19 protein-coding genes are annotated in these 20893 nt (G+C 47.6%); all 19 read left to right on the forward strand.

Features of this window, described 5'->3' with window-relative positions:
• Positions 1–14: 14 nt before the first annotated feature.
• The 19 genes from AYO36_RS04350 (at position 15) to AYO36_RS04440 (ending at position 20851) form a co-directional block, all read left to right on the forward strand.
• Positions 15–2111 carry a penicillin-binding protein gene (locus AYO36_RS04350; RefSeq protein ID WP_231884647.1) on the forward strand — a complete coding sequence of 699 codons (2097 nt, stop codon included), beginning with the start codon at positions 15–17 and terminating at the stop codon, positions 2109–2111.
• A 108-nt stretch (positions 2112–2219) separates the two neighbouring features.
• On the forward strand, positions 2220–3539 hold the full coding sequence (locus AYO36_RS04355; RefSeq protein ID WP_064299615.1) for a UDP-N-acetylmuramoyl-tripeptide--D-alanyl-D-alanine ligase: 1320 nt from the start codon (positions 2220–2222) through the stop codon (positions 3537–3539).
• Positions 3540–3562: 23 nt separating this feature from the next.
• A complete protein-coding gene (mraY, locus tag AYO36_RS04360; protein ID WP_050677532.1) occupies positions 3563–4525 on the forward strand; it encodes a phospho-N-acetylmuramoyl-pentapeptide-transferase in 963 nt (320 codons plus the stop codon).
• 33 nt (positions 4526–4558) lie between these two features.
• Complete coding sequence (gene murD / locus AYO36_RS04365; RefSeq protein ID WP_064299915.1) at positions 4559–5905, forward strand: UDP-N-acetylmuramoyl-L-alanine--D-glutamate ligase; 1347 nt, start codon at positions 4559–4561, stop codon at positions 5903–5905.
• Complete coding sequence (gene murG, locus AYO36_RS04370) at positions 5902–6996, forward strand: undecaprenyldiphospho-muramoylpentapeptide beta-N-acetylglucosaminyltransferase (RefSeq protein ID WP_064299616.1); 1095 nt, start codon at positions 5902–5904, stop codon at positions 6994–6996. Before murD ends, murG begins: the two co-directional genes overlap by 4 nt.
• Before the next feature lie 60 nt (positions 6997–7056).
• Positions 7057–7836, forward strand: coding sequence for a cell division protein FtsQ/DivIB (locus AYO36_RS04375; protein WP_050677530.1), 780 nt, complete (start codon positions 7057–7059; stop codon positions 7834–7836).
• Between the two features lie 229 nt (positions 7837–8065).
• Entirely contained in the window at positions 8066–9370 is a 1305-nt protein-coding gene (ftsA, locus tag AYO36_RS04380) for a cell division protein FtsA (protein WP_029342138.1), read from the forward strand.
• A 47-nt stretch (positions 9371–9417) separates the two neighbouring features.
• Entirely contained in the window at positions 9418–10572 is a 1155-nt protein-coding gene (gene ftsZ / locus AYO36_RS04385; RefSeq protein WP_029342137.1) for a cell division protein FtsZ, read from the forward strand.
• 84 nt (positions 10573–10656) lie between these two features.
• Positions 10657–11433 (forward strand): peptidoglycan editing factor PgeF, encoded by a 777-nt coding sequence (gene pgeF / locus AYO36_RS04390; protein WP_047393727.1) that lies wholly within the window; start codon positions 10657–10659, stop codon positions 11431–11433.
• Entirely contained in the window at positions 11420–12091 is a 672-nt protein-coding gene (locus AYO36_RS04395) for a YggS family pyridoxal phosphate-dependent enzyme (protein ID WP_064299617.1), read from the forward strand. Before pgeF ends, AYO36_RS04395 begins: the two co-directional genes overlap by 14 nt.
• 193 nt (positions 12092–12284) lie before the next feature.
• Complete coding sequence (locus AYO36_RS04400; RefSeq protein WP_231496839.1) at positions 12285–12611, forward strand: cell division protein SepF; 327 nt, start codon at positions 12285–12287, stop codon at positions 12609–12611.
• Between the two features lie 2 nt (positions 12612–12613).
• The gene (locus AYO36_RS04405; protein ID WP_023468796.1) at positions 12614–12889 is read left to right on the forward strand and encodes a YggT family protein; all 276 of its coding nucleotides are present in this window, start codon (positions 12614–12616) and stop codon (positions 12887–12889) included.
• The gene (locus tag AYO36_RS04410; RefSeq protein WP_029342133.1) at positions 12886–13656 is read left to right on the forward strand and encodes a YlmH family RNA-binding protein; all 771 of its coding nucleotides are present in this window, start codon (positions 12886–12888) and stop codon (positions 13654–13656) included. The genes AYO36_RS04405 and AYO36_RS04410 overlap by 4 nt, the downstream gene beginning before the upstream one ends.
• A gap of 25 nt (positions 13657–13681) precedes the next feature.
• The gene (locus tag AYO36_RS04415) at positions 13682–14203 is read left to right on the forward strand and encodes a DivIVA domain-containing protein (protein WP_023468794.1); all 522 of its coding nucleotides are present in this window, start codon (positions 13682–13684) and stop codon (positions 14201–14203) included.
• A gap of 299 nt (positions 14204–14502) precedes the next feature.
• Complete coding sequence (gene ileS / locus AYO36_RS04420; protein WP_050677527.1) at positions 14503–17238, forward strand: isoleucine--tRNA ligase; 2736 nt, start codon at positions 14503–14505, stop codon at positions 17236–17238.
• Positions 17239–17310: 72 nt separating this feature from the next.
• A complete protein-coding gene (gene lspA, locus AYO36_RS04425) occupies positions 17311–17787 on the forward strand; it encodes a signal peptidase II (protein ID WP_023468792.1) in 477 nt (158 codons plus the stop codon).
• Entirely contained in the window at positions 17784–18707 is a 924-nt protein-coding gene (locus AYO36_RS04430) for an RluA family pseudouridine synthase (RefSeq protein WP_035396726.1), read from the forward strand. The genes lspA and AYO36_RS04430 overlap by 4 nt, the downstream gene beginning before the upstream one ends.
• A gap of 248 nt (positions 18708–18955) precedes the next feature.
• Entirely contained in the window at positions 18956–19486 is a 531-nt protein-coding gene (gene pyrR / locus AYO36_RS04435) for a bifunctional pyr operon transcriptional regulator/uracil phosphoribosyltransferase PyrR (protein WP_064299916.1), read from the forward strand.
• Positions 19487–19537: 51 nt separating this feature from the next.
• The gene (locus AYO36_RS04440; RefSeq protein WP_064299618.1) at positions 19538–20851 is read left to right on the forward strand and encodes a uracil-xanthine permease family protein; all 1314 of its coding nucleotides are present in this window, start codon (positions 19538–19540) and stop codon (positions 20849–20851) included.
• Positions 20852–20893 lie beyond the last annotated feature (42 nt).

Raw genomic sequence — 20893 nt, forward strand, 5'->3', positions numbered from 1 at the left:
GAGTAGCCTTTATCATGGTGATATTTGCTACTCTCTTTTTTGTGTTCATTGGCCGATTTTTGTATTTAGCAACGACAAAACAGTTCCATGGTGAAGATATGATTGCATATGCGGAAAAGAAACGATGGGAGTCTCAAGAAACGCTTGGAGCAGAACGTGGCGAGATTTTCGACCGTCTCGGTTCCCCGATTGCGATCAATATTCCATCCTATCATCTGATTGGCGTTTATCGACTTGGTGGTGTCAAAGATCCAGATGAGACGATCGTCGACTTTAAAAAGACGGCTGAAGGTCTTGCGCCGATTCTTGGGATGACGACGAAGGAACTGGAGACCTATCTGATTGAAAACAAAGACCGTTCTCAAATTGAGTTCGGAAAAAAAGGAAATGATTTGACGCTCGATCAAAAAGAGAAGATCGACAAGTTGAAACTTCCCGGAATCCGGATGATTGAAGAGCCGAAACGATACTATCCGAACGGCATCTTCCTGTCCGATACACTTGGATTCGTTCAAAAGATCACCGAGGAAAATGGTCGAGTCGCTTTACAAGGTCAGATGGGAATCGAGAAGCAGTATGATAATGCTTTAAGTGAATCCTACGGAGCCCGTGTCTTTGAAAAGGATCGTAGCGGTAATCCGTTGATTCAAGGTGCGTCGCGTGTTTCGAACGAACCGAAGGATGGATCGAATCTCTATTTGACGATCGATCATCGAATCCAACAATCGCTTGAAAAAGAAATGCAAAAAATGTACAACACGTACAAACCGAAAAATGCAACGGGGATCGTCATGGATGCGAAGACCGGTGAAATCCTCGCCATGGCGGATCGCCCATCGTTCAACCCGAATTTACGTGATATGAAAGATTTCACGAATTTCGCCGTCTCGTCACGATTCGAGCCAGGTTCGACGATGAAAATCTTTACGCTCGCAGCGGCGATTGATGCGGGAGTCTTCCGTCCGAATGAGATGTATAAATCGGGTAGTTATAACTATAAAGGGACGGTCATCAAGGATTATAACGATGTCGGTTGGGGAACCATTCCGATGATTGAAGGGGTCTATCACTCTTCAAACGTCATGTTCTCGAAGTTGACAGCAGAAAAACTTGGGATCGAACGGTATAAAGATTACTTTAAGAAGTTTCATTTTGACCAACGAACGGGTATAGACATCTCGGGAGAAGTAAATAGTCAATCCGACTTGTCTAAACCGTTGAATGCGCTCATCACCTCATGGGGGCAATCGACTGCGGTCACGCCGATGCAATTGCTTCAAGGAGCGACAGCAATCGCTGGAGACGGCGAGATGGTCAAACCGCATATCATCCAAAAAGCGGATCATACGGATAAGGCACCCTACCGAGCGAAAACAGAAGTCGTCGGTAAACCGATTTCTGCTGAAGCGGCAAAAGCAACACGCGAAGCACTCGACGGTGTCGTCAACAGTAAGCTTGGTACAGGTCAAATGTATAAGTTGAAAGATTACCGTGTCATTGGGAAGACCGGTACGGCTCAGATTTCTGAGAATGGAAAGTATATTCAAGGACAATTCATTCACTCGTTCATCGGTATGGCCCCAAAAGATGATCCGGAATTGATCATGTACATCGCGGTCGATCGTCCATCGAAAAACGAATCATCCGTCTCTGGTCCACTCATCATGAGTCCGGTGTTCAAGAGTGTCATGAATACGGCACTACAGTATCGTAGCATCCAACCGGAAACGCAAAAGGATTCGGTGGATGTCAAAGCGAAGATCACGCCGAGTTATATCAAGAAGAGTGCTCGACAAGCGACTGATCTAGCAAAAGAACAAGAGGCAGTTGCGATCATCCTAGGCGATGGTGCTGAAGTCGTTTCGCAGATTCCATCCCGTGGACAGGAATTCGTCAGCGGAGAACGTGTCTTGCTGAAAACATCAAATACGTTCAAGATGCCAGATTTGACCGGTTGGTCGCAACGAGACGTCAAAAAGCTTGTCAGCTTATATGATTTGAAGCTCGACGTCATCGGTAAAGGTTTTGTAACCAAACAATCGGCTCGAACTGGTACACTAGTGAAGGAAAATGGAAAGTTGACGGTCGAACTAGCTGAACCTAAAGAGTAACGGTAGAGCAAGTTTCCTGATTTCTACAGGAAGACGAGGACGAACAGGAGTCATTCGTTGACTTTTGCATTCGTCCTCTTTTGCTGTCATCGAATGGAGGTATATATCATGTTAACAATTACGCAACTCGCTGAATGGTTGCATCTCGATGTGAAAGATGATCGTATCGTTCGTCATTTTACAACGGATTCACGCGCACAACTAGAAGACGGTCTCTATGTTCCGATTCAGGGAGCACGCGTCGATGGTCATCGATTCCTTGAAGGTGCAAAAAACCAAGGATCGATCGTCACCTTATGGAAGAAAGGCATTGATCGACCAGACATCGATATCGTTTTCTTGGAAGTCGATGAACCATTGGTTGCCCTGCAACAAATCGCAAAACGATACTTAATGCAGATTGCGCCAAAAGTCGTCGCCATCACTGGATCAAATGGGAAGACGTCGACGAAGGACATGGTCGAAAGCGTACTCAAGACGACGTTCAAGACACATAAGACTCAAGGAAACTTCAATTCGGATATCGGAATGCCGTTAACGATTCTCATGATGCCGGCTGATACGGAAGTCGCTGTACTTGAGATGGGAATGAATGGATTTGGCGATATTGAATTCTTATCGAATCTAGCTGAGCCAGATATCGCGCTCGTCACGAACATCGGCGAATCGCATGCGGAGCAAGTCGGTGGACGCAGTGGCATCGCCAAAGCGAAGCTCGAGATTCAATCCGGACTCAAGCCAGGTGGTCATTTATTCGTTGATGGTGACGAACCACTTCTCGCAGAAGTTCAAGCAGAGAAGATCGGCTATCAGATCGGAAATACGTACCGGATCGAAACTAGGGAAGCAACGCTCTTTGGGACGGCCTTTACTTACGATGGCACCGCTTTTCACCTACCAGTGCTAGGGAAACACCAAGTCCGAAATGCAGCATACGCGATTGCGACAGCACGTGCACTTGGCGTGACGGACGCTCGGATTCAAGAAGGGTTCGATGCGGTTGAATTGACACCGATGCGGATGGAACGATTACTCTTTGAAGAGACTGCGGTCATCAATGATGCGTATAACGCGAGTCCGACATCGATGAATGCAGCGATTGAGACGGTTACTGCGCTGGAAGGGTATACGACACGAGTTCTCGTCCTCGGCGATATGTATGAATTAGGGGACCAAGAACGCATATTACATGCCTCGGTCGGAAAGCGGATTGCGTTACCCGTCTCGCATGCTATCCTAGTAGGGGAGAAAGGCGCGTGGATTGCGGAAGGAATCAGCGATCCGTCTGTTCAAATCCAATTCGCAGCAACTGTCGAGGATGCTGCAAAACGATTGCGTCCGCTGCTCGGAGAACGAACAATCGTCTTATTGAAAGCGTCACGTGGGATGGCGCTTGAACGGATATTAACATATCTGAACGAAAACTAATTTTTGAAAAAAGGGTGTCTGCTATGATCACATTATTCATCAGTCTTATTCTTGCATTTCTTGTTGTACTACTCGTTATGCCAAAGGCGATTCCGTTTCTACACCAATTGAAATTCGGTCAGGAAATTCGGGAAGAAGGACCGCAATGGCATCAGGTCAAATCAGGAACACCGACGATGGGTGGAATCGTCATTCTTGTTGCGATGATCGTCAGCGTTCTCGGTGCAGTCGTCATGGGCGATCTATCGACGACACAATTATCGTTACTGTTTTTAACACTTGCTTATGGCGTTATCGGCTTCATTGATGATTACATCAAAGTCGTCAAGAAACGTAACCTTGGTCTGAATTCGAAACAAAAATTAATTGGACAAATCGTCGTCGGATTGTTATTCGTCTGGTTGAGCGGTGGATTCACGAGTGATGCGACGTATCTATCGATTCCATTTACAGATTTTGAGCTTGATTTCGGTATCGTCTATCCGTTTGTTGCCTTGTTCTGGTTAGTTGGCTTCTCAAATGCAGTCAACTTGACGGATGGTCTAGATGGTCTCGTGTCGTTCACAGCGATTCCAACATTCTTGTTCTTCGGATTATACAGTTGGTTTATCGCGGATGAAGTAGGCGCTGCTTGTTTTGCTTTCTCAGCGGTCGGTGCATTGATCGGATTCCTATTATTCAATGCGCACCCAGCGAAGATCTTCATGGGAGATACAGGGTCACTTGCACTTGGAGCTGCACTAGCAGGTCTATCGATTGTCTTAAAACTGGAATTACTACTCGTCTTAATCGGTATCGTTTTCGTTGTCGAGACATTATCAGTCATTCTACAAGTCATCTCCTTTAAGACGACAGGAAAACGAATTTTCAAAATGAGCCCAATTCACCACCACTTCGAAATGGTCGGTTGGAGCGAATGGCGGATCGTCGGTACATTCGCAGGAATCAGCTGTTTGATGGCATTCATCGCCTATCTATTCGTGTAATAAAAAAGAAGAGAGAAAGTGAGCGATTCAACAATGGAACAACGACAATGGAATGATCAAAAAGTGCTCGTTCTCGGAACGGCGAAAAGTGGAATCGCAGCAGCTCGGTATTTAGCGAGTGTTGGTGCAGAGGTAACGGTCAATGACGGGAAAACGCCGTCCGAGAGTGATCAAGCGACGCTTGCATCACTCGATGTTAAGACGGTCTACGGTGAGCACCCGCTCACACTACTCGACGACATCGATTTGATCGTCAAGAATCCAGGGATTCCATATCATATCGATCTGCTACAAGAAGCCTTGCGACGCGACATTCCGGTTTGGACAGAGGTAGAACTGGCGTATCAAGCAACAGATGCGACGTGGATTGCCATTACAGGATCGAACGGGAAAACGACGACGACGACGCTTGTCCATGAGTTGTTGAAAACCGGTACGCGGCGTGTACATTTGGCAGGAAACATTGGATTCCCGGCAATTGAAATCGCATGTCAGGCGAAACAGGACGATATCATCGTCATTGAATTATCAAGTTTTCAATTGATGGGGATCGAGCAGTTCCGACCATACACGGCAGCCTTCTTGAATTTATCACCGGCACATCTGGATTATCATGGTGATTTTGAATCGTATGGTGAAGCGAAAGCCCGGATTTTTAAGAACATGAAAGAAACGGATCGTCTTGTCTTGAATGCCGATGATGCGTCCGTCAATGCGCTCGGAAAGACTGCTGAAGTAACGCCACTCTTGTTCTCTCGTCGTCAATCGGCGTATGCAGAAGTCCTGAACGATACGTTGACAATCAATGGGACGAGTATCTTACCTGTTGATGAACTTGCTCTCGGCGGTGGACATAATGTCGAGAACGTTCTCGCAGCCTTAACACTCGTCGAACCGTTTAACTTAGCATTATCTGACGTTCAACATGTTCTACGGACGTTTGGTGGTGTAGAGCACCGGACACAGTTCGTCGGTGAAATTGCTGGTCGAAAAGTTTACAACGACTCAAAAGCAACGAATAATGTTGCAACAGAAGCGGCGTTGTCCGGATTTACGGCACCCATCATCTGGTTGTGTGGCGGACTCGAGCGTGGAGCGGATTTGACACCATTACTCGATGCAATGAAGCATGTCAAACATGTCATCGGACTTGGTGAGACGGGTCATCGATTCGGAACGCTTGCGTCAGAAAATGGCTATGCGTCAACCGTCGTTGAGGCGATGGATGAAGCCGTGAAAGTAGCGTTTGAAGTGTCACAACCCGGTGACATCATTCTTCTGTCACCAGCATCTGCAAGTTGGGATCAATACAAGACATATGAAGAGCGCGGCGATCATTTCGTTCGTGCCGTACATGAAGTAGGAGGAACAACAGTATGAAAATCGTCGTCTCTGGAGGCGGTACAGGCGGTCATATCTATCCGGCACTCGCTATGATCCGGGAGCTCGAACAACGCATGCCGTGTGAGGTCCTCTATATCGGAACAGAAAATGGTCTCGAGGCGGATATCGTCCGTCGTGCGGGAATTCCATTTGAATCGATTGAGATTTCTGGCATCCGTCGTTCCTTGTCGTTCGAAAACGTCAAGACCGGTATCCGGTTCGTCAAGAGCGTCCGGCGTGTTCGTCGACTACTGCGTCAGTTCCAACCGGATATCGTCGTCGGTACAGGTGGATTCGTTTGTGGACCGGTATTGTATACGGCTGCAAAAATGGGTTTCAAGACACTCGTTCATGAACAAAACAGTCTACCTGGTATAACGAATAAATTTTTAGCTCGGTATGTGGATCGTGTTGCACTCTCTTTTAAAGGGTCTGGACATCACTTCGGTAAGAATGAAGCGAAGACGGTTTTAATCGGAAATCCGCGTGCTTCTGAAGTGGCAGAGCTCAACATCAATCCGCTTGAAGAGCGACAACGTTTCGGTTTTGAGGAAGGACGTCCTCTCGTCGTCATCTATGGCGGTAGTCGTGGCGCACCTGCAATCAACGAAGCAGTCGTCGATATGATGCCAAAGGTCGAGCAAGCAGGCTGGTCGCTTCTCTTCGTTACTGGTCAAATTCATTACGATACGATTATGTCACGCGTTGGTTCCGTACCAGAACGCATTCAACTTCGCCCATTCGTATATGATTTACCGAACATCTTAAAAGCAAGTCAACTCGTCATTTCACGTTCGGGAGCAAGCACATTGGCAGAGCTGACGACACTCGGCTTACCGAGTGTGCTCATCCCAAGTCCTTACGTGACGGAAAATCACCAAGAGGTCAATGCCTCATCGCTCGTCGAGACAGGTGCGAGTCTATTGATTCGTGAACAAGAGCTAACGGGTGATCGGTTGTTTGAGGCATGTGAAAAAGCGTTAGCACAACAACAAATGATGTCTGAAGCGGCGCTTGCGCTCGGTATGCCGAACGCTTCACGGGACTTAGTTGATGAATTGTTACGATTGACGGCACAAAAAAACTAAACTATTGCAGGAAAAGACCGATAGGGAAATGAACTGTTACGTATAGAGGGGGAATGAGACGTGAGGGAACGGAGAGCGGTCGGACGACCACAAGAGGACGAGAACGTCCGTAGCCTCGAGGATAAGATACCTTATATCCGTGAACAACGTCGCAAAAAAGCCAACCGAAGACTCATTTATGTCCTGATTCTGATTGGTCTATTGGTCGGTGTCGTCTTTTATCTACAATCGAGTTATTCTCGGGTTGCTCAATTTGATATCGAGGGTAATGTCAATGTGAAGTCTGCTGATATCTTGCAAGCGTCCGGGATTAAGGTGAAGGAAACACACGCCTTTAATGTATCGGAAGAAGACGTTCTTGAGCGAATCGAGAAGGTTCCGGGTATTCAAGAAGCGACGATGCAAAAACAGTTTTTGCATCAATATCGCGTGACGGTGACGGAAGAGAAAGAGATTGCTTACGCGAAGGATAAACCGGGAGACCGGATCGTGCTTGCGGACGGGACGATCATTCCTGGAAAGTCGAAGGAAGAACTATTCGATGCTCCGATCTTGACAGGATTCACGGATCAGTCATTAAATCGATTGACGAAGGAACTTGTTAAAATCGAGCCGAAAGTACGTAGCCGGATTTCCGAGATCGTCGCAAACGATAAGACGGACAAAGGCGGTCTGAAGTTATTCATGACGGATGGGAATACGGTATTACTCAGTACGTCTGCCTTTTCAAATTCCCTGAATGAATACGTGAAGGTCATTTCTGCCTTACCGAAAGGAAAGACGGGAACAATTACAATTGATGGCGGTATCTATTTCAAACCATATAAAGGGAAAAAATAGAAGATTCGTAAAGGGTTGACGAACAAAAAAACAAACGTGTGTTTTCATTCGTCGACCGTTGTTCGAATCGTCATCAAATCGTAATCTATTCGAACGCTAAGACGGGCAATAACTTCTTTTCGTAAGTATTTATATAGTGTAGACTTAAACGAGAAGAAGCCTGTCCTGTTCCTAGAATATAATTAGGAATAAAAAGGATTAGTATTATGAAAGTGGAGGTGTCACTCCCATGGAAACGAAAGGTACGATTGCCGCACTCGACATAGGGACATCGGAGGTGAAACTCATCGTCGGTGAACTACTTGGTGGAACGCTGAACGTTCTTGCTGAAGGTTCTGCACCATCCGCGGGTGTTAAACGAGGTGTCATCGTTGACATCGATCAAACGGTACATGCCATTAAACAAGCGGTCACGGAAGTGGAACGTACACTTGGTGAACCAATTGGTGAAGTATATGTCGCTATTTCTGGCGAACACATTCAAGTGAAGGATTGCCAGGGGATGACATCGATCAAAGGTGAGGACAATGAAATCACAGATGATGACGTGAAAGATGTTCTGCATTCTGCGATGGTCATGCGAATTCCAAACGAACTCAGTGTCGTCGATGTTCTACCGAAGACGTTTACGGTCGATCAGCAAACGGAGATCACTGATCCTAGAGGAATGATTGGTTATCGTCTCGAAGTAACAGGGAAGCTCATTATCGGAGCAAAGACGATCCTACATAGCATTAAACGTTCCATTGAACGGGCTGGTTTAGAGCTTGCTGGATATGTGCTGGAGAGTTTAGCGGTATCTAGAATCGCAGCATCGATTGATGAACTCGAACTCGGTGTTGGAATCATCGACATCGGACATGAGACGACGACACTTTCCATTTATGAAAAGAATGACCTCGTCTACTCGACGACGTTGCCATACGGTGGCGATCATCTGACACGTGATTTGACGTATAAGATGAATTGTAAATATCAAGATGCGAAGCTCGCAAAAGAAGAATACGGTGTTGCCCTTGAAGCACTCGGTGATCCGGAAGAGAAAGTTTCTTACGTCACGATCAACGGGGAACATCGTTTCGAGCCACAATCAGAAATCGGTTTCGTGTTAGAAGCGCGACTTGAGGAAATCTTCGAGATGATTCAAAAACGAATGACGCAAGCCGGATATGCTCATATGAACAGCGGTTTAATCTTGTGTGGCGGAAGTTCTTCATTACCGGGAATCGACCAGCTCGGGAAACGAATCTTCAAGCAGAGCGTCAATGTCTATCAACCTGCTAGTCTTGGTATTCGTCATCCGAAGTATGCCGTCGCAGCTGGTATGTTACGTTATGTACTTTCAAGAAGCGCCGTATCGAAATCAGGTTTCGACCGAGCGGAAGAGAAGGAAGTCGTAGCACACGGACGTGAACAGGATGCACTGCTCATGAACGAACAAGCGACACCTGTTCGAGAAGAACGGTCGACACGTGAACAGCCTCCAAAAGAGAAAAAGTCATTCAGCAGTTTCTTTGAGAAATTCTTTGGTTAATGCCTACAAAAAATCCAATGAGTAAAAAATATTAGGGGGCCCTTTTTATGTTGCATTTTGATGAAATGATGGACCAAGTAGCAAAAATCAAGGTCATCGGTGTAGGTGGTGGCGGTTCGAACGCCGTCAACCGAATGATTGAACACGGTGTCCAAGGCGTAGAATTCATCGCAGTAAACACGGATGCGCAGGCATTGAACATGTCACAAGCTGACGTAAAACTACAACTCGGTGCTAAATTGACACGTGGTCTCGGTGCAGGTGCCAATCCGGAAATCGGTAAAAAAGCGGCGGAAGAGAGCCGTGAACAATTAACGGAAATCCTTTCTGGCGCTGACATGGTCTTCGTCACAGCGGGGATGGGTGGCGGAACTGGTACAGGAGCTGCTCCTGTCATCGCGGAGATTTCAAAAGAGATCGGCGCATTGACAGTCGGTGTCGTTACAAAACCATTCATGTTCGAAGGACGTAAACGGATGCAACATGCTGTTTCAGGTGTCCAGAACTTCAAAGAAAAAGTCGATACGTTGATCGTCATTCCGAACGATAAGTTACTTGAAATCGTCGATCGAAACACACCAATGCTTGAAGCGTTTAAAGAAGCGGATAATGTCTTGCGTCAAGGTGTACAAGGTATCACTGACTTGATCGCCGTACCTGGTCTTATCAACCTTGACTTCGCTGATGTGAAGACGATCATGACGGAAAAAGGTTCTGCTTTGATGGGTGTAGGTGTCGCAACAGGCGAACACCGCGCGACGGAAGCAGCGAAAAAAGCGATTTCGAGTCCGTTGCTTGAGACATCGATCGAAGGCGCGAAAGGTGTCCTTATGAACATCACGGGTAGTGCGAACCTCAGCTTGTACGAAGTGACGGAAGCCGCACAAATCGTTCAGAGTGCAGCCGATGAGGAAGTCAACTTGATCTTCGGTTCTGTCATCAACGATAACCTAGAAGATGAAATTATCGTCACAGTCATCGCAACGGAATTCGAAAACGAACCACTCGATTTCGAAATTCCATCTGCACAAGAGATGATGAAAAACCTCTTGAAGAAAAAACAAGCGACTCCACCACCAACAGAGGAGTCTAAACCACAAGTCGAAGAGACACCTGTCAGCTCGAATCCTGAACCGGCTAAAGCGCCAGATGTCGAAGAAACGATGGATATTCCATCTTTCCTTCGCCGGAATAATCGTTGATCGATGTTCCAGTGACACGACTGCTAAACTATGAGGTGTCGCGAAAGCGGCGCCTCTTTTTTTAAAATCAAAGGAGGCATGAACATGTTTGGACAATGGATCAAATGGGATACACCGACAGGTACCGTACGCGCCGCCTTTACGACGAAGTTCGCAGCCCCTCATGAGAACGGAAATTTAGGATTACATGTCAACGATGATCGCGACGGTGTCATCCAGAACCGACAAGTCATCGCACGTCAGCTTGATCTCTCCCTCGAGAACTCGATTTGGGCACAGCAAGTTCACGGAAATCACGTCGAACAGGTGACGACACTTGACTCTGGGCGCGGTGCTTTGGATTACGAAACAGCGATTCCGGGTACAGATGGATTGGTGACGACCGATTCAAATGTCTTATTGATGATGCTGTTCGCTGACTGTGTGCCGCTTGTCTTCTGTGATCCGACGACAGGAATCATCGCGAATACGCACGCCGGCTGGCGCGGAACTGTCGGCAATATCGTCGAGGAAACAGTCAAGCAAATGGAACGTGCGGGTGCGAGTCGTTCATCGATTCAAATGGTCATTGGTCCATCGATCCGTGATTGTTGTTACGAAGTCGATCAACCCGTCATCGATGCAATCGATGCGCTTGAACTCGATGAGTCTCCTTACATACGCAAGGAAGATGGAAAAGCGATGTTATCGCTACAAAAAACGAACGCTGCGCTAGCTGAGCGTTGTGGAGTCGGTGATGTCCTTGACACAGGTCTATGTACACACTGTCAGGCGGAAGATTACTTCTCTTATCGCCACGGCGACCACGGTGGTCGCTTTGCAAGTTTGATCGTAAAGGAGTCATTGGATGTCAATTCTTGATAATGTACAAGAGGTTACGAAACGAATGGAACAAGCAAGTGAAAAGAGTTCTTCTGAAAAGCAGGTACAGTTGATTGGCGTGACGAAATCAGTCTCAAGTCAAGTTGCTTCTGAATTATTAGCAGCAGGTGTGACCCATCTCGGTGAAAATCGCCCGGACGGATTGCTCGAAAAACAGGCAGAGCTCGGACGAACCGCCTGTACATGGCACTTCATTGGTACGCTACAAACGCGTAAAGTTCGTCAGATCATCGATGCCATTGACGTGCTGCATTCCCTTGACCGTCTTCATTTGGCGGAAGAGATCAATAAACGAACGGACCGAATCATTAATTGTTTCATTCAAGTCAACGTTTCGGGAGAAGAATCGAAGCAAGGCATCGCGCCTGAGGATGTACCGTCGTTCTTACATGAAATCGGTCAGTATCCAGCGATTCGTGTCATCGGACTGATGACGATGGCACCGTTAACGGAAGATACGACGCGTATCCGTGAGGTATTCCGGTCATTAAAAACATTGCAAGAAGAGGTCAAGGCGAAAAAATTGTCGTATGCTCCATGTACGGAGTTATCTATGGGAATGTCATCGGATTTTGAGATCGCCATCGAAGAAGGGGCGACGTTCGTCCGAATCGGGACAACGCTCGTTCATACCTAAACGAGAAGAAGGGAGAATGGATATGGGTTTTAAATCAAAAATGCAAAATCTATTTCTCGGCAACAGCGACGATTTAGATGAACTTGAATATGAAAATGATGCTACAATAAATAAAGGTAGAGGTGCTTCACAACAAGAGTACGAAGAGTATTACGAGGAATCTACCCCAAGTGTTACTCAAAAGGAGGACAGCGTGAGACAATCGAATATCGTGCCGCTTCATGCGACGAAAAAAACGAAATCGCAAGTCATCTTGAGTGAACCACGTGTCTTCAACGAAGCCCAGGAAATCGGGGAACATCTTCGTCAGAACCGTGCTGTCATCGTCAATATGCAGCGTATGTCAAAAGATCAATCACGACAGATGATCAATTTCTTATCTGGTGTCGTCTTCGCTCTCGATGGAACGATTACGACGATCAGTCAGAATACCCTCCTCTGTGTTCCGAACAACGTCGAGTTGGCTGGTAGCATCTCGAATCTTCTTGGAGAAGATGATATTAATCATAAGGGGTGGTAAGTATGGATTCTCAAGTGATGTACGCGATTGGTCGTACATTAAGTACGTTATTACAGTATTACAGTTACGTCATGATCGTTTATATCCTGCTTTCGTGGTTCCCGAATGCCCGTGATTCTAAATTCGGACAAGTGCTCGCGATGTTAGTCGAGCCATTCCTAGCGCCCTTCCGTCGTATCATCCCGCCTATCGGGGGCATGCTGGATATCTCGCCGATTGTAGCCTTCCTCGTCTTGAACTTGGCTCAATCGGGTATCCGAGCAATCTTTTTAGTATGAGCGTATACGATCATTATCGTGGAAGCGAGCGGGAATTCGTCGATTCAGTCTTGAACTGGATCGATCATGTGGAAGCGACCTATACGTTCAAATTAACGGATTTCCTAGATCCACGTGAACAACAAATCACACAAGAACTCGTCGGTTCGAAATGCGCCCTCTTTTTTGAGGGCGGTTTCGAAGGCGCTGAACGTAAACGGGCAATCCTCGCACCAGATTATTATGAATACAACGCGGATGACTTTGACATTTCCATCTATCGCATTCATTATCCTACTAAATTCGTTGAACTTTCTCATCGTCAAGTCACCGGTACATTATTGAACGTCGGATTGAAACGAGCAAAATTCGGCGACGTCATCATTCAGGATCAAGTACAGTTTGCCGTCGCGGACGAAGTCGCGACCTATATCGAAGCAAACGTCGAACGAGCAGGGAAGACGAAGATTCGTCTTTCGCGTGTTGAGGCGGAAGACCGTTTGAAAGTGAAGGATCAAGAGTGGGAAGAGACACTTGGGTTCGTCAGTTCACTTCGGTTCGATACGGTCGTGAGTGAAATTTTAGGCTTCTCGCGTCAAAAAGCACAGACGCTCATTAAACAAGGTGAAAGTAAGGTCAATTACAAAGTAGTGGATGATTCGAGCTTCATGCTAGAAGAAGGCGACTTGCTTTCCTTGCGTGGAACAGGACGCGTCAAGTTGATTGCAATCCTCGGATCAACGAAACGTGACCGGATCAAGCTACAATACGGTATTTTAAAAGGATAAGATAAATGCGGAGGAGGAATTCATCATGCCATTAACGCCACTCGATATTCATAATAAGGAGTTCACACGAAAGTTTCGCGGCTATGACGAAGATGAAGTGAACGAATTCCTAGATCAAGTCATCAAGGATTTTGAATTGTTGTTACGTGAGAATCGTCAACAACAGGAAGTCATCCAAAACATGCAAGCACGTGTTGATTACTTCAGTTCGATGGAAGAAACATTGAATAAATCGATCATCGTCGCACAGGAAGCAGCTGAAGAAGTCAAAGCCAATGCTTCAAAAGAAGCGAGCTTGATCCTAAAGCAAGCAGAACGTGAAGCAGAGCAGTTGCAAGATGCAGCGCAACGTCGGGCACAACGGACAGACTTCGAAGTAGAGCAAATGCGCAAAAAAATCGAACTTTATCGTAATCGATTCAAAGTATTGATCGATGCGCAGATGGAATTATTGACGAGCCATGACTGGGATGCGTTTGACTTCTCTTCTCGTGGAGCGCTTGACGATGTTCCAGCAGTTGCGTATAATGACGACGATGTCGTATAAATAAAATCAATGACAAGGACACGTCGCATCTTGGACGGTTGACAGCGAATCGGGGGAATGGTGGAAGCCCGAGCAACGAAAAAGATGAGGTATCCCCTTGGAGTGTATGACTGAACGTTCGCTGAACAGTAAGTCATGCCGGCTCACTCCCGTTATCGAGTTCTTAAGCGGTCCTGCGTCGTCAAAATGGCGAGCAGGATTAGTAGGGTGGTACCGCGAGTTCAGCCAAGCTCGTCCCTATCTCAGGGATGAGCTTGGCTTTTTTTGTACTTTTAAAGCGAAAGGTGAGAGATGGTCAGATGGATTATAAAGAAACCTTATTGATGATGAAAACGGAGTTTTTAATGCGAGGCAACTTGCCAAAACGTGAACCAGATATGCAAGCACGATGGGAAGAGATGAATCTCTACGCTGCGGTCCAGGAAAAGAATGCTGGAAAGCCAACGTTCATCCTCCACGATGGTCCTCCGTATGCGAATGGTGACATCCACATGGGTCACGGATTAAACAAAGTCTTAAAAGACATCATCGTCCGCTACAAATCGATGAATGGCTTCCAGTCTCCGTACGTGCCTGGTTGGGACACACACGGATTACCGATCGAGACCGCGCTTCAAAAAGCAGGTGTTGATCGTAAATCGATGACGGTCGCAGAATTCCGTGAATTATGTGCGAAATATGCGCTGGAACAAGTCGATCACCAACGCGAACAATTCAAACGCCTCGGCGTTCTCGGTGACTATGACAACCCATACATCACTCTTCAACCAGAATTTGAAGCAGCTCAAATTCGTTTATTCGGGGATATGGCGAACAAAGGCTATATCTACAAAGGGAAGAAACCGGTCTATTGGTCACCGTCTTCTGAATCGGCACTAGCTGAAGCAGAAATCGAATATCAAGATAAACGGTCAGCGGCCATCTATGTCGCGTTCCAAGTCATGGACGGAAAAAACATCCTAGAGCCGACGGATCATTTCGTCATCTGGACGACGACACCATGGACGATTCCAGCGAACCTCGGAATCTCTGTCAGTGCGGAATTGACGTATGCGCGGATCGAGTATCAAGGAAAAGGCTATATCGTAGCGGAAACACTTGTTCCTGAAGTCATCGAAGCACTCGGATGGGAAGATGCAACAGTCGGACGTGTCTTTAATGGTGCGGACTTCGAATACATGAAAGCAAAACATCCACTGTACGACCGTGAATCACTCGTCATGCTTGGCGATCACGTTACAGCGGAAGCGACAGGTGTCGTTCATACGGCTCCAGGTCACGGGGAAGATGACTTCCGCATCGGTCAAGCTTACGGTCTAGACGTCCTTTGCCCAGTCGACGATAAAGGGATCATGACAGCAGAAGCACCTGGATTCGAAGGCATGTTCTATGAAGATGCGAATAAAGAAATCGGTCTTGCCCTCGAAGAAGCCGGTGCACTCTTGAAACTATCGTTCATCAAACACTCGTATCCACATGACTGGCGGACGAAAAAACCGGTCATTTTCCGGGCAACACCACAGTGGTTCGCTTCAATCAAAGACTTCCGTGCGGAAATCCTTGATGAGATCAAAGGCGTCCAGTGGGTACCAGAGTGGGGGGAAACACGTCTCCACAACATGTTCAAAGACCGCGGCGACTGGGTCATCTCACGTCAACGTGCTTGGGGCGTTCCACTTCCAATCTTCTACGCTGAAGATGGAACGGAAATCGTCACACCAGAAACGATTGATCATATCGCGAATCTATTTGCAGCTCACGGATCAAATGTCTGGTATGAGCGCGAAGCAGTCGACTTGCTTCCTGAAGGATTCACACATCCAGCAAGCCCGAACGGTATCTTCAAAAAAGAAACGGACATCATGGATGTCTGGTTCGATTCTGGTTCATCACATGCCGGTGTCCTTGCGACACGTCCTGAATTGACACGTCCAGCGGATCTCTATCTTGAAGGATCTGACCAATATCGTGGTTGGTTCAACTCGTCGCTATCGACAGCCGTCGCAACGACAGGAAAAGCACCATACAAAGCGGTCGTCAGTCACGGATTCGTTCTGGATGGTCAAGGTCGCAAGATGTCGAAATCGATCGGTAACACGATTGCACCGATTCAAGTCATGCAACAATTCGGAGCAGAGATCCTTCGCTTGTGGGTCGCATCTGTCGATTATCAAGCTGATGTCCGGGCATCGATGGATAACTTTAAACAAGTCTCAGAATCCTATCGTAAAATCCGCAACACGGTTCGTTTCCTCCTCGGAAACTTGGATCAATTCGATCCTGCGACGCACCGCGTCGCATTTGAAGACTTACCAGAGTCAGACCGTTTCATGCGGACGAAACTGGACCAACTTGTTGGAAAAGTAAAAGCGGCTTATGATGCGTACGACTTCATGTCGGTCTATCAATTGCTCCACAACTTCTGTGTCCTTGATTTGTCGTCGTTCTACCTCGATTACACGAAAGATATCCTGTATATCGAAAAAGCAGACGCGACATCGCGTCGTGCGGTTCAGACGGTCATGTATGATACAGTCGTTGCCTTATTGCAATTGATGGCACCGGTCTTGCCACACACAGCAGACGAAGCATGGGAATTCGTACCAGCTGTTGAGACGAAGAGTATCTTCCTGACAGACCTTCCGGAAACGGTCGAAGTCTCAGAAGAAGGACTTGCCCTCATCGAGAAATGGAACGCGTTCCTGACGTTCCGCGATGATGTCTTAAAAGCACTCGAGGAAGCGCGCGTTGAGAAACTCGTCGGTAAGACACTCGAAGCGAAACTCTTGCTTGCACCGAAGGAAGAGACGAAAGCCTTGCTCGGAACAATCGATCATCTTGAGCAGTTACTCCAAGTCTCACAACTCGAATTCGTGGAAACGGCGGATAAGATGTATGAGACGACCGGCATCACGGTTCAAAAAGCTGACGGTGAAAAATGTGAACGTTGTTGGACATATTCGACGGAACTCGGACAAGATCCGGCTCATCCGACGCTTTGCCCACGTTGTACTGAAGTCGTCAATTCTTTATAATGATACAAAGGGAGGGGCGACTGCGACTTCGCAGGACGCCCCTCATTATTTTTGGATGCGGAGGACAATAGGATGTGGCTTTACTTAGGGATTGCTGCTTTACTCGTTGGAATCGACCAGTTGACGAAATGGATTGTCGTTCAAAATATGACGATCGGTCAAGCGATCACGGTCATTCCGGATTTCTTTTATCTCAACTCGTATCGGAATCGAGGCGCTGCGTGGGGAATGCTCGAAGGTAAATTCGGCTTTTTCTTCATCGTTACGGTCGTCGTCGTCATTGGATTGATTTACTTCCTCTACAAGGAAGGCACGAAAAATAAGGTATTTGCTTGGAGCATCGCGTTATTGCTCAGTGGTGCGATCGGAAATTTCATTGATCGAATGGCACGAGGAGAAGTCGTTGATTTCTTCCACTTCTTCCCGTTCGGCTATAATTTTCCGATCTTTAATGTCGCAGACGTCTGTTTGACGTTTGGTGTCATCACGATGCTAATTAGCGTCATGTTCGAAGAACGGTTGACTAAGAAAGGAACGATGGATAAATGAATGAAGTAGAAACATGGTCCGTGCAAGCGGATGGAGCGACAGGGCGCATTGATAAATGGCTCGCAGAACAAAACGATTGGTCGCGTTCGCAAGTACAGGAATGGTTGAAAGCGGGGCGCGTCGAAGTCGACGGTCGTGTCGTCAAACCGAACTATAAATTATCGGGAACGGAATCGATTGAGGTCCATATCCCGGAAGCAGTGGAACTCGAAATCTTGCCGGAAGACATCCCACTTGATGTCGTCTATGAAGATTCGGACGTCATCGTCGTCAACAAACCAAAAGGGATGGTCGTCCACCCGGCGGCAGGGCATGTCTCAGGAACGCTCGTCAACGCCTTATTACATCACTGTCAAGATCTCTCAGGCATAAATGGCGTCAAACGTCCAGGGATCGTTCACCGAATCGATAAGGATACGTCAGGTCTGTTGATGGTCGCTAAGAACGACTTAGCGCATGAATCACTTGCGCATCAATTGAAAGAGAAGACGACGGAACGTCTCTACATTGCGCTCGTGCACGGTGAAATCCCGCACGAACTCGGAACGATCGAAGCCCCAATCGGACGCGATAAGAACGACCGTCAACGAATGACGGTAACGGATAAGAATTCAAAGTCTGCCGTGACCCATTTCCGTGTTCTTGATCGGTACGAGGGCTTTACGGTCGTTGAATGTAAACTTGAAACAGGACGGACGCACCAAATCCGTGTCCATATGCGTTATATCGGTTTCCCGCTTGCTGGTGACCCGAAATATGGTCCACGCAAGACGATGAAAATGAATGGTCAAGCCTTGCATGCTGCGGTTCTCGGTTTCGAACATCCACGCACAGGTGAGTGGATGCGCTTTGAAGCACCGCTCCCAGAAGAGATGACATTTGAAATCGGTCAATTGAAAAAACTTGAATTAGAGTCTTGACGTTTTTCTAATAAAACGGTAGAGTATCACCTAGAGAGCGATGCGAGACATCCTCTACTGACACTTCGGTCGTCCGAGTGACGATCCTACCTAACTAGTATCACCTTTAATCGAGTCCGGAGAGGCTGCGAAAGGGAGAACCTACCACGATCGTGTGTAGGCATGCATACAATACGTATGCCATGATTCTGTCTTCGATGACCTTCTGCGGATTTCCGCAGAAGGTCTTTTGTATGAAAGGAGAAACCATGAAACCAGCCGTCATCTTAGATGAAGCTGCGATCGGACGTGCACTGACACGGATCGCCCATGAAATCATTGAACGTAACAAAGGAATTCATGATTTGATTATTGTCGGAATCAAGACGCGAGGCGAGACACTCGCTCGTCGACTTGCGAAGCGGATCGAACAAATCGAAGGAAAACCGGTCTTACTCGGTGTCGTCGACATCTCAATGTACCGGGATGACTTGTCGAAACGAAGTTTAGAACCAGAAATCAAAGGTTCTGATTTACCGGAAGACATCACCGGGAAAATCGTCGTCCTCGTTGACGACGTGCTCTACACAGGACGCACCGTTCGCGCCGCGATGGACGCGCTCGTCGACCACGGAAGACCGAGTATGATTCAACTCGCTGTACTCGTCGACCGCGGACATCGGGAGTTACCGATTCGACCAGATTTCATCGGTAAGAACGTCCCGACATCCCGTGAGGAACAAGTCGTCGTCGCGCTCGCCGAAGTCGATGAAGCCGATCAAGTATTCATTAAACGCTAAAATTCAAAACCTTTAAGGTGGTCCAGAGAGACCAGAAAGGGAGTCATCCATATGGCAAAACATGCCGCAGTACTTGATGTACAAGAAGTACCTACTCACCCTCTAAACTGGCTGATGCTCAGCCTACAACACGTCTTCGCGATGTTTGGTGCGACCGTGCTCGTCCCGCTCTTAACGGGACTCAACACATCGGTCGCGCTCGTCGCAAGCGGAGTCGGCACACTGATTTTCCTCGCCGTTACCCGCTTCAAAGTACCCACATATCTTGGTTCGAGTTTTGCCTACATTGCCCCGATCATTGCCGTCAGTGAACGGTGGGGTGTCGAGGATGCCTTAATCGGCGGAATGGTCGCTGGACTCGTCTACGGACTCGTCTCACTCCTCATCCGCTACACGGGAGCTGCTTGGTTGCTTCGCTTACTCCCACCGGTCGTCATCGGACCGGTCATCATGGTCATCGGTCTATCGCTCGCCCCGACCGCTGTCAACATGGCGATGAACGGAGCGGATGGTAAGTACAACGGACTGTACTTCCTCGTTGCGATGGTCACACTCGGCGTAACACTCCTTGCGATGACGTACTTAAAAGGAATGTGGAGTACGATTCCGATTTTGTTCGGGATCACAGTTGGTTATCTCGTTGCGGCATCGGTCGGAATCATTGACTTCACACCACTCCAACAAGCCACGTTGTTCCACGTGCCGGACTTCACGATTCCGTTCTTGAATTACACACCATCGTGGAATACAGCCGCCTTGCTTCTGATCGTTCCCGTGACGCTCGTCACACTGACGGAGCACATCGGCGAACAAAAAGTGACATCACGGATCATCGGGCGCGAGACGCTCCTCGATCCAGGGATGCACCGGACCGTACTGGGTGACGGGATCGCGAAGACAGTCGCGTCGATGCTTGGCGGACCACCGGTTACGACGTATGGTGAGAACAACGGTGTCATGTCAATCACACGTGTCTACAGTGTCTATGTCCTCGGTGGCGCGGCGGTTCTTGCGATCAGCTTCGGATTCCTCGGATACGTCGAAGGGTTCATCAAGACGATTCCGACACCGGTCATGGGTGGAATAAGTATCCTCTTGTTCGGAGTCATCGCGTCGAATGGTCTCCGGACGCTGACGGAAAGTAAGATCGATCTTGCTGATAAACGGAACTTGACGATTACAGCCGTCATTCTCGTCACAGGTATCGGAGGCGCGGCGCTTAAAATCGGCAACTTCTCTCTCGAAGGAATGGCACTAGCGACGATTCTTGGAATCATCCTGAATCTAGTTCTTCCGAAAACGACAGAGCAGGTCGAAGAAACAACGGAAACCTCTACAACTCAATCGGTAGCTAACAACTTTTAAGACGTTCCGAGAGAACGATAAAGTGAAGGCCATGAAAAGATG

The sequence above is a fragment of the Exiguobacterium sp. KKBO11 genome (genome assembly GCF_001644945.1).
GTDB lineage: Bacteria > Bacillota > Bacilli > Exiguobacteriales > Exiguobacteriaceae > Exiguobacterium_A > Exiguobacterium_A abrahamii.